The organism is Cupriavidus sp. 01L46 (assembly GCF_056399905.1).
Genome location: NZ_JBFTSF010000247.1, coordinates 1 through 9,769 on the forward strand (window position 1 = coordinate 1; position 9,769 = coordinate 9,769).

The following is a 9,769-nucleotide window of genomic DNA, read 5'->3' on the forward strand; positions in this document are numbered from 1 at the left end:
GGCCACGGGCGGCAGCGACCGCCACGCGCTGGTGCTGGAGCATCAGTTGCGGCCGCTGTTCGGCTTCCTGCAGGCGCTCACGCTGCCCATCGGCGTGTACGGCAGCCCGGGAGATTTCCACAATTACCAGGTCAGCAGCGCCGCGCTGGCCGAACGCATTCGCCTGGCCGCGGATCGTTGCGCGCCGTTGTTCGAAGCCAGCCGCAAATTGCCGCTGCAGCGCGCGGCTTGAAGGGGAGAACCGCGGCAATCAATGTCTTCTGGTCCAGATCGGTGAGCTGCGGGCTAACCGGCACAAGCCCGGCGAGCCGGACGACCCCGACGCCGCCGCTGGCGAGCCTCCTGTGATTGCCATCGCTATCTAAACCCAGACAACAAACGCATGCCAGAACGCAATCCTTCCCAGGCGGATCTCTCCGCCCGCTTCCGCCCGGTCTTTGCGCAGATCGCCGAACGCGCGGCCGAGCGCGAACAGGGGCGCGAGCTTGCTTTCGATGCGGTCGCCCTGCTGCGCGATGCCGGCTTCGGCGCCTTGCGCGTGCCGGTGGCGCTCGGCGGGCTGGGCGCTTCGGTCGAGCAACTGTTTGCATTGCTGATCGAACTAGGCGAAGCGGATTCCAACTTGCCGCAGATCCTGCGCGCCCATTTTGGCTTTGTCGAGCGGCTTTATGCGGAGATAGCGCCCGAGCTGCGGGAGCGCTGGCTGCGGCTCGTCGCGCAGGGCGCGATCTTCGGCAACGCCACGACCGAGCTTGGCGACGGCGCGCCAGGCAAGCACAAGACCACCTTGTCGCCAGATGGCGAAGGCTGGCGCCTCGACGGTGAGAAGTTCTACAGCACAGGCACGCTCTATGCCGACTGGATTGCCGTCAGCGCCAGCCGCGAGGGCAGTGCCGAACCCGTTTATGTGCTGGTGCCGGCCAATGCGGCGGGCATCGACCGCATCGACGACTGGCGGGGCTTTGGCCAGCGCCTCACCGGCTCCGGCACCACACGCTTTCGCGGCGTCGCGGTATCCGGCCAACAGGTGCTGAGCTTCCCGCGCAATGTGCCCACGTCCATCACGGCTTACTTCCAGCTGGTGCACCTGGCGACGCTGGCCGGCATCGCCCGGGCCATCGAGCGCGACGCGGCGGCCTTTGTGCGCGCGCGCAAGCGGGTGTACAGCCACGGCAGCGGACGTACGCCAGCCGAGGATCCGCTGGTGCAGCAGGTGGTGGGCCAGCTGGCCGGCACGGCGTTCGTGGCGGCTGCCGCCGTCGCCGCCGTGGCGCAAGGCCTGGGTGAGATCGATCGCCTGCGCCAGCGGGGCAAAGCCGTGCCGGTCGGCTTGCTGGACGATGTGGAGTTGCGTACCGCCAAGGCGCAGGTTGGCATCGCGGACCAGGTGCTGGCGGCGGCCACACGGCTGTTCGATATAGGCGGCGCTTCCGCGCTGGACGAAGGCCGTCAGCTGGACCGCCACTGGCGCAATGCCCGCACGCTGGCTTCGCATAATCCGACCATCTACAAGGCAAGGGGGGTTGGGGATCACTGCATCAACGGCACGGCACCGACTTACTACTGGTCGGTTGGGGCGAAGGCGGCCTGAACCGATACCCCCAACACGAATCCGCAAAGCCGAGAAGATGCAACATCCCGGCCAATGTGCGTCTCGCCGCTGCGACTTCTTTGCCCACGTTGCCGGGTTGCGCCTGCACTTGAGATGCATGAAGCGCCTGTGATAACGTGTCGCGCCGGTTCGACGCGAAATGGTTGCGTTGAGGCCGAAGCGAGCGGTGTGTGCCGGTCGACGGGCGAGCTGGTCACCAATCCGTCAAGCAGGCAAACGCAGGCGAACAGCAGGCGAACAAGGCGTATGCCTCGCGACCGTGCAATGGAGAGGGAAGCTTACGCATCGTGATCGTCATCATGATAGATATCAAGGAAATCCGGCGCATGGACTGCGTGTCCCATGCGCTGTTCGAGGGGCGGCGGCTGCGCGCATTGCCGGTCGCGGACAACGACACGAGGGAAGGTCCGGGGGCTGGCACATGCGGCTGAAGGCACTGATGCTGCGCGTGAAAGCTGCCCTTGCTGGCAATCGGGATGCCGCTGCTCAAGATTCGGCCGCCGAAGYGGTGCGTGCGCCGAGCGAAATCGAAGACCTGATCGCGTCCTTGAGGGCGCAGCCCCCTGACGAACGGCGCGGCGCGAACGTCAGCCTCACCGATCCGGGGACGGACGATGCGTTCGTTCCGCCGTTGCTGGCCGCGGCGAGGGATGAAGACCCGTACATTCGCGCCAGCGCGATCCATGCGCTCGGGCACTACGACATGGAACCGCATGCGCAAGCGGCGCAGGCAGTGCTCCAAGCGCTGGCGGGCGACCCCGACGCGTCGATCCGGGCGGCCGCGGCGGCGGCCCTGGCGAGCCAGTCGCCAAAGCACGTGCATGCTCTCGTCACGGCGCTCGATGACGCCAGTGCCGAGGTCCGCAAGCAAGCCGTCCTGGCGCTCGGCGTCTTTCGCACGGAGCCGGCAGTCGAGGCGCTGAAAGACCGCCTGCGCCACGATCAGGACGCCGAGGTTCGCGCCTTTGCCGCCTCCATGCTCGGTGAAGTGCAGCGTGCCGACCTGGTCCCGGATCTGCGCGTGGCCGTCAACGACAGCGACGAAGGTGTGCGGGCCACGGCGCTATCCGCGCTCAGGGAGTGCGCCGGCTTCGACGCGGTGCCGGCGCTGCGCAACGTATTCTTGGCCGCATTGTCGGATACCTCGGCAATCGTCCGGGAGACGGCGGCCGAAGCCTTGCGATTCTCGCCGCCGGAGGCCATCCCGGCGCTCATGGTTGCGGCAAACGACGAGGTGGCTCGCGTGCGCCTGCAGGCCGTCATCGCGCTGGGCTCGATGCAGGTACATCAAGCCATCGGCATCCTCGCCGACCGCATCGTCAGCGATCCGGACGAAGAGGTCCGTTACTACGCGGTCAACGCGCTGGGCGAGATGCGGCACGCAGCCGCCACGCAGCATCTGATTGACGCGTTCAACAATCCTGCGCAGACACGCCGGGTGCGCTGGGCGGTGCTCTGGGCTTTGGGCGACAACAACGACTTTGACGCGCTGCCGGTATTGCATGCCGCGCTGCAGGATCCCGATGCCGAATTCAGGGAGCGCGCCGCCGGCTCGCTCGGCAGCCTCCCGTGGGAGGCGCATCCCGACACCACGCCCACGCTGCAAAGCCTTTTCCGCGCGCTGAGCGATGCCGAGCCGAGCGTCAGGCGCAGCGTCTGCGACGCGCTCGCCAGCTTGCGCGATGCGCAGGCCGTCCCGTTTCTTGCGAATGCGTTGCGCGACCGCGACGACGAGGTGCGGTGCAAGGCCATCGAGGCCATCGGCCGCATCGACGCGAAGGGCCATGCCGCCCTGATCCTGGGTTGCCTCCAGGATCCGAGCCGGCGTGTTCAGCAAGCGGCAGCCGAAACAATCTGGCTGCCCGATGGTGCCGTCACACCGCCGGAAGCACTGGCCTTTCTGCGCGCCCCCGATGCGGATGCACAAGTAAAGGGATCGCTGGCGAAATCGCTGACGCGCCATGGCAACCCCGCAGTCATTGCGCATCTGATCGACGTGTTCGCCACCGCGCAGGCAGATGCGCGCGCGGGTCTCGTCGAAGCCTTGCGGGAACAACCCGATCCGCGCGCGATGCCGCTGCTGCTTGGGCTGCTGAGTGATGACGACGATGAGGTGCGTGGCGAGGCGGCGGTGGCGCTGGCGGCTATCGGCGACGATGAAGCGGTTCCGCCATTGGCGTCGCGGCTCAAGCGCGAGCCTTCGCCAGATGTTCGGCGCCGGGTTGTCTGGGCACTCAGCTTCTTCACGCCCGGCAAGGTGCTGCCACTGCTGACCGGCAGCTTTGGCGACAGCGATCCCCACGTGCGGCAGCAGGCCGTCCAGGCCCTGGCCGAGATCTGCGATGTGTCCGAACTGCGCGATCTGCTGTCGGCTCTGCCGAAACGGCGCGAGGACGTGAGGCAAGCGCTGGAGGAGGCGATCGAGGCACTCGAAACAGACGCGATGCCTGACGAGGGTGGCAGATCCCGCCGCGTCGGCATCGGAACGGTGCACTACGCGTAGCGGCCGTACTGCTAGGGGGTGGACAATATCCCCCGCCCGGATATCGCGGATGCCATGCCTTTCCTAGGCGGCGCTATCCGGCGGCGTGGAACTTGCCGCCAGCGATCGCAGGATGTCTCGCCAACTCACGATGCCAACCGGCCGAAACTGCTCGTCGACGATGGGAATGCACGAGACCTGGTGGGCGAGAAATAGCGCAATGGCATCCGCAATCCCGGCCTCGGGGCGCAGCGTTACCGGCTTGCGCGTCATGATCTGGTGCACGCGCTTCTTGAGGGTGTTGACGTCCCTGGCTGACTCTACCGTGCTGCCTATAAATGGGCTCATCGCGCGCAGCAGATCGCGGTCCGATACAACACCGTGCAGCTTCCCGTCTTCCACGACGAGCACGTGGTGGAACTTCGCCTCGTCGAAGATATTCTTGATCGTTGCCAACGTGTCGTCGAACACGACGGTGACGAGCTTTCTAGACATGATGCTATCAATGCTCACTACTAGCTCCATGTTTGTCTTTTCCTATGGTCGTAAGCGATCCGCATGCGCGTACGCGCACCTGGCCGGTCACAGACCAAAGCCGTGATCCCTTCTATCGACCCCCCGGGGGGAAACTTGACCCTACGATCGGGGGGGCTTGTATTTCTGTACGTACCGCTACCTGGCGCCGGGTGCATGCCGATTGCAAATGGGAGGGGCCTTTGGTGAGCAGATTGCGGCCACTCGCAGCGGCCTGCCGCGCGCCCGGTCCGCAAGCAGATATCCATATCCGAAACCCTTTCTTGTGATCGTGCGCGCAATCGAGCAAGATCCCCGTTTCCCTTTCACTTGCCTCGGCGCGTGGCCCGCATGAATTCCGTCTTCCGTTTCCCGTCCGTTTCCCGAATCGCTGCCGCCTTGCTTTGCCTGGCGGCGGGCGCCGCCCATGCCGATGCCACGCTCGACAAGATCAGGCAGCGCGGCAAGCTCGTGGTAGGCGTGATCCTCTCGGGCTCGCCCTTCGGCACCATCGACCCAGCTACGCAAAAGCACATCGGCTATAACGTGGAGTTGTCCGAAGGCGTGGCCAGGGGCCTTGGCGTAACACTGGATACCATCCAGGTGCAGCCCTCGAACCGCGTGCAGTTCCTCCAGCAAGGCAAGGTCGACATCCTGATCGCCAATATGCAATGGACGCAGGAGCGCAGCGAGATCCTGTCCTTCGTGCCCACGCCCTTTGAAGAGGTCGGAGGTGCGGCTATCGCCAGGAAGGGTAGCGGCATCGCCAGGTGGGAAGACACAAAGGGCAAGCCGGTCTGCGTTTCGCAGGGCAGCAACTTCACCAAGCCGCTGGCCGAGCAGTATGGCGCGCAGATCAAGGCCTTTCGCGGCCAGCCGGAGTCGCTGCTGGCGCTCAGGGGCGGCAATTGCGTGGCGGCGGTGCATGTGAGCCCGACGCTGCGCGACCTGGTGGAGAACAACGCCGACTGGAAGGACTACGAGATCGTCTCCCCACGCGACCTGATCCCGTCGCCATCGGTGATCTGGGTGCGCAAGGGCGAGACCGATACCCAGGCCGCCATCGACCGCATCGTGCAGGACTGGCATCGCACCGGCTGGCTGATTGGCGTTGAAAAGAAGAATGGCATGACGCCCACGCCGCTGCTGCGCCAGCTGCATGAGAAGTTCCGCAAGACGCCCGCCTGAGGCGACGCACACATGGCAGAGAATCGCTACAGCGCAGGCTCGGCAATGTTGAGTTCCTGGCCGATTCAGTGCAGCGCGCCCGCCCCTTCGCGGATGTCCTGCTCCACGGCCAGCGTGGTCGCCACGATCACCCGGACGCCGGCAATGAGCGTAGCGAGCGCAAGGCTGGGAGCGCCCGGATGGCGGGCCGCCATTTCGGGCAAATAGGGCACGTGGACGAAGCCGCCGCGCAGGCCGGGCCGGCTTTCGGCGATGTAGTGCGATAGCCCGTAGAAAATTGCATTGCAGTTGTACGTGCCGGCCGTTTGCGACACAGAGGCGGGCACGCCATGTTGACGGAGCGCTCCGACAATGGCCTTGATCGGCAGGGTGGAGAAATAGGCTGCCGGCCCGTCACTGACGACCGGTTCGTCGACAGGCTGGTGCCCTTCATTGTCGGGGATCCGTGCATCGACCACATTGATCGCGACTCGTTCTATCGAGATATCGCTGCGGCCGCCGGCCTGTCCGAGGCAAATCACCACGGTCGGATCAACCTCCTCGATGGCGCGCCGCAAGACCCCGTTCACCTTACCGATCACGCACGGCAGTTGACGAGCGACGATGCTTGCCCCATCAATGGACTCGCCGTCGAGCGCTYGCGCCGCTTCCCATGACGGATTGATCGTTTCGCCATCGAAGGGTTCGATGCCGGTGAGCAAAATCTTGGCCATTGCGCGCTCCAAACCTGGTTAGCTGGTAGATCCGTAAGCATAGACCTGCGGGTATGAATTCTTGAAATAGATAATCAATATCCGTAGTATTGGATTCATGAATTTAGCTTCCGTCGACCTGAACCTGCTGGTGGCCTTCGAGGCCGTCTTCGAGACGCGTAACGTCACGCTAGCCGCGCAGCGTCTGCACCGAGCCCAGCCGTCGGTCAGCAACGCGCTGAGCCGCCTGCGCACGCTGTTTCAAGACGAACTGTTCATGCGGACCGCGGCCGGCATGGTGCCAACCGAACGGGCCATGGCCCTGATGCCGTCCATCGGCCAGGCACTGGCGCAGATCCGCGAGGTGCTGGACCAGGGCGCCGGCTTCGATCCCGCGACGGCTAGCGGCAAGCGCTTCACCATCGCCGCCAGCGACTATGCCGACATCGTGGTCGTGCCGCATATATTGGCGCGGCTGCGTCGCCTGGCACCGCACACCGATCTGCGCGTCGCAAAGCTCGATCGCGCTGCCATCTACAAGCAACTGGATGAAGGCGTGCTGGACATGGCCATCGGCGGCCACCTGACGCCGCCAAAACGCATGCTTGTCACCCCTCTGTATGAGGAGCAATTCGTTTGCATCGCTGACCGCCGCCATCCGCGCCTGCGCAAGCACGTGCTGGACCTGCAGGCCTTCATCGCGTTGCCGCACGCACTGTTCGTGCCGAGCGACGACGGTTCCACCCGCGGCGTGATTGATGAGAGGCTGGCCAGGTTGGGAGTCAAGCGACGCGTGGCCGCAACCTTCGCCCACATTATTGCGTTGCCCTATGCCGTGCAGAACACCGACCTCGTCGCAACGCTCGCGCGGCGAKCGGCGTTGCAACTGGCAGGCCGGCAGATCGCGCTGCATGCGCTGCCGCCGGAACTGGGCGAAAACGCGTTCAGCGTAGACATGGTCTGCAGTCGCCGCGTGCAGGGTAATGCAGCGCTTGGGTGGCTACGCCGCATCGTTGGTGAAGCGGTGGGCGATATGGACAGGAACGGCGCGGCCTAGCTGCCACGCATGCGGCCATGAGCCAGTCTCGCATCCGTCCCGGCTTGGTTTTTCCCGAGGCGGATTGGCCGGGCCCTTGCAGGAGGGCCCGCCGCCAAGCGGGCTCAGTGCGATTCGGTGGTGCCGCGCGGCGCTGGCGGCATGTCGTTGCGGGCCGCGGTCAAGGTTGCCGGCGGCGGCGTGCCAGTGATCTTGGGTACGCACTCCGCGTGGAACCAGGCCGCGGTGACGGGCTCGCCGGCCAGCATGCGCTTGATTGGCGGCACGACCTGCTCGCCRATCAGCATGCCAAGCAGCCCGATCAGCGCAACCACGGGCGGGGCGGGCGAGCGGACCTGCATCAAGGCGTAGATGATGCCGACAAGGATGCCGGCGCCAAGCGAAACGATATAGAGTTTCATCGCATTTCCAGTGTTCAGTGTTTAGTGATCAGTGTGGGTTGCCGAGTTCGCGGCATGGCCAGGCCATGGCCAGCTTCATGCCGTTTGCCTGGCGGCGCGGCGGGAGAGGTCTTCCCATGCCACCAGCACGAAGCCGCCGACCAGGCCGATATGCTCGAAGAAGGCATTGGCCAGCATGAACTGCTCGGCTGGCGGCGCCGCCCAGAAGCGGTTGGCCAGCAGGGTCGCCAGCAGCGTGAAGACCGCCAGCGCCAGCGCGCCGAGCCAGCGGTAGACGCCGCACAGGATCATCAGCGACGCGCCCAGCTCCAGCGCGATCACCGCGGCGGCCAGCGGCGCCGCCGGCGCGAGGCCGAAGTGCTGCATCTCGCCGATGGCGCTGGCGAAGTCCGTGGCCTTGACCAGGCCGCCTTGCAGGTAGGCGGCRCAAAGCGCCAGCAGCGCAAGCCAACGCAGCCAGGGCGGGAGCGCGACGGCGCCTGCCGTGCTAGGGTGGGTGGAGGCGGAAGGGCGCATCTTGGAGTCTCCCTGGCAGGATATGTGGATCGGACGCGCGTCTCAGAAGGCCCAGCAGGAACAGCCGAGCGCGCCCCAGAATKTGCTTTCGTCCGACGCCGGCACGCCGGCGGTCCACGCGTTGGCATGGCCGTGGCCGTGCACGCCGCAGGCACTGGCGCAAGCGCACGCGGTGTTGAGCGCGAGCGCTTTGGCCTGTGGCCGCGGCTGGTAGCCGCCGGCGTGGCGCACCGGCGACCAGTCCGGCATGGCGGGAGGCAGCGCCGGCGCGAGCTTGTCGAAATTGCCGYCGCCGTACACCACCTTGCCGCCCAGCACGGTCATTACCGAGGTGATGTCCTGGATATCGTCTCCGGGCACGCTGAAGTAGTCGGCGGAGAGCACCGCCAGGTCGGCCAGCTGGCCGGCCTTGATCTGGCCCTTCTTGCCCTCCTCGGAGGAGAACCAGGTGTTGGCTTCGGTCCACAGGCGCAACGCGGCTTCGCGGTCGAGCAGGTTGGCTTGCGGATACATCGACAGCCCGCCCACCGTCTTGCCGGTGGTCAGCCAGTACAGCGACACCCACGGGTTGTACGAGGCCACGCGCGTGGCATCGGTGCCGGCGCCGACCTTGACACCGCGCTCGAGCATGCGCTTGATCGGTGGCGTGGCCTCGGCTGCGCGCGCGCCGTAGCGCTCGACGAAATACTCGCCCTGGTAGGCCATGCGGTGTTGCACGGCGATGCCGCCGCCCAGCGCCGCGATGCGGTCGATGTTGCGGTCCGTGATGGTCTCGGCGTGGTCGAAGAACCAGTGCAGGCCGTCGAAGGGCACGTCCTTCGCTACCTTCTCGTAGACATCCAGCGCACGTGAGATGGTCTCGTTGTAGGTGGCGTGCAGGCGCCAGGGCCAGCGGTTCTCCGCCAGCAGGCGGATCACCGGCTCCAGGTCGCCCTCCATCGACGGCGGCATGTCGGGCCGCTCGACACGGAAGTCCTCGAAGTCGGCGGCGCTGTAGACCAGCATCTCGCCGGCGCCGTTGTGACGGTACAGGTCGTCGCCCTGGCCAGGCTTGATCTGCTTGGACCAGCCRCTGAAATCGCTGAGCTCGTCCTTGGGCTTCTGCGTGAACAGGTTGTAGGCCAGGCGCACCGTCAGCTGCCCGTCCTTGTGCAACTCCTCGATGATGTGATAGTCCTCAGGGTAATTCTGGTAGCCGCCGCCAGCGTCGATGACGCCGGTGACGCCAAGACGGTTGACCTCGCGCATGAAATGCCGCGTGGAATTCTTCTGGTACTCGGGCGGCAGCTTGGGGCCCTTGGCCAGCGT

The 9,769-nt window shown here is 65.8% G+C and carries 11 protein-coding genes; 6 read left to right on the plus strand and 5 right to left on the minus strand.

Annotated features, from left to right (window positions below):
• The 4 genes from AC1DS3_RS29785 to AC1DS3_RS29800 all read left to right on the plus strand — a co-directional run.
• Positions 1 to 232: NADPH-dependent FMN reductase family protein (locus AC1DS3_RS29785; protein ID WP_477128524.1), on the plus strand; the 232-nt coding region annotated here is incomplete at its 5' end.
• Positions 233 to 382: 150 nt separating this feature from the next.
• Positions 383 to 1,591: an acyl-CoA dehydrogenase family protein gene (locus AC1DS3_RS29790; RefSeq protein ID WP_441631671.1), complete on the plus strand. Its 1,209-nt coding sequence runs from the start codon at positions 383 to 385 to the stop codon at positions 1,589 to 1,591.
• Between the two features lie 308 nt (positions 1,592 to 1,899).
• Complete coding sequence (locus tag AC1DS3_RS29795) at positions 1,900 to 2,043, plus strand: hypothetical protein (protein WP_441631673.1); 144 nt, start codon at positions 1,900 to 1,902, stop codon at positions 2,041 to 2,043.
• Entirely contained in the window at positions 2,034 to 4,115 is a 2,082-nt protein-coding gene (locus tag AC1DS3_RS29800) for a HEAT repeat domain-containing protein (protein WP_477128525.1), read from the plus strand. The genes AC1DS3_RS29795 and AC1DS3_RS29800 overlap by 10 nt, the downstream gene beginning before the upstream one ends.
• Before the next feature lie 63 nt (positions 4,116 to 4,178).
• Here the strand turns inward: AC1DS3_RS29800 and AC1DS3_RS29805 are convergent, their stop codons facing one another.
• Positions 4,179 to 4,619 carry a CBS domain-containing protein gene (locus AC1DS3_RS29805; RefSeq protein WP_441631677.1) on the minus strand — a complete coding sequence of 147 codons (441 nt, stop codon included), beginning with the start codon at positions 4,617 to 4,619 and terminating at the stop codon, positions 4,179 to 4,181.
• Positions 4,620 to 4,958: 339 nt separating this feature from the next.
• Between AC1DS3_RS29805 and AC1DS3_RS29810 the strand changes: the two genes are divergently transcribed.
• Positions 4,959 to 5,795, plus strand: coding sequence for a transporter substrate-binding domain-containing protein (locus tag AC1DS3_RS29810; protein WP_441631679.1), 837 nt, complete (start codon positions 4,959 to 4,961; stop codon positions 5,793 to 5,795).
• Between the two features lie 65 nt (positions 5,796 to 5,860).
• Here the strand turns inward: AC1DS3_RS29810 and pcp are convergent, their stop codons facing one another.
• Positions 5,861 to 6,508: a pyroglutamyl-peptidase I gene (gene pcp / locus AC1DS3_RS29815; protein WP_477128526.1), complete on the minus strand. Its 648-nt coding sequence runs from the start codon at positions 6,506 to 6,508 to the stop codon at positions 5,861 to 5,863.
• A 97-nt stretch (positions 6,509 to 6,605) separates the two neighbouring features.
• Between pcp and AC1DS3_RS29820 the strand changes: the two genes are divergently transcribed.
• Positions 6,606 to 7,544 carry a LysR family transcriptional regulator gene (locus tag AC1DS3_RS29820; protein WP_477128527.1) on the plus strand — a complete coding sequence of 313 codons (939 nt, stop codon included), beginning with the start codon at positions 6,606 to 6,608 and terminating at the stop codon, positions 7,542 to 7,544.
• 104 nt (positions 7,545 to 7,648) lie between these two features.
• On the opposite strand, the gene AC1DS3_RS29825 is transcribed toward AC1DS3_RS29820, so the two are convergent.
• From AC1DS3_RS29825 to AC1DS3_RS29835, 3 genes are all read right to left on the minus strand, one after another.
• The gene (locus AC1DS3_RS29825) at positions 7,649 to 7,945 is read right to left on the minus strand and encodes a XapX domain-containing protein (protein ID WP_441631685.1); all 297 of its coding nucleotides are present in this window, start codon (positions 7,943 to 7,945) and stop codon (positions 7,649 to 7,651) included.
• 75 nt (positions 7,946 to 8,020) lie between these two features.
• Positions 8,021 to 8,461, minus strand: coding sequence for a DoxX family protein (locus tag AC1DS3_RS29830; protein WP_441631687.1), 441 nt, complete (start codon positions 8,459 to 8,461; stop codon positions 8,021 to 8,023).
• A 42-nt stretch (positions 8,462 to 8,503) separates the two neighbouring features.
• A partial coding sequence (locus AC1DS3_RS29835) for an amidohydrolase family protein (protein ID WP_477128528.1) occupies positions 8,504 to 9,769 on the minus strand: 1,266 nt, incomplete at its 5' end.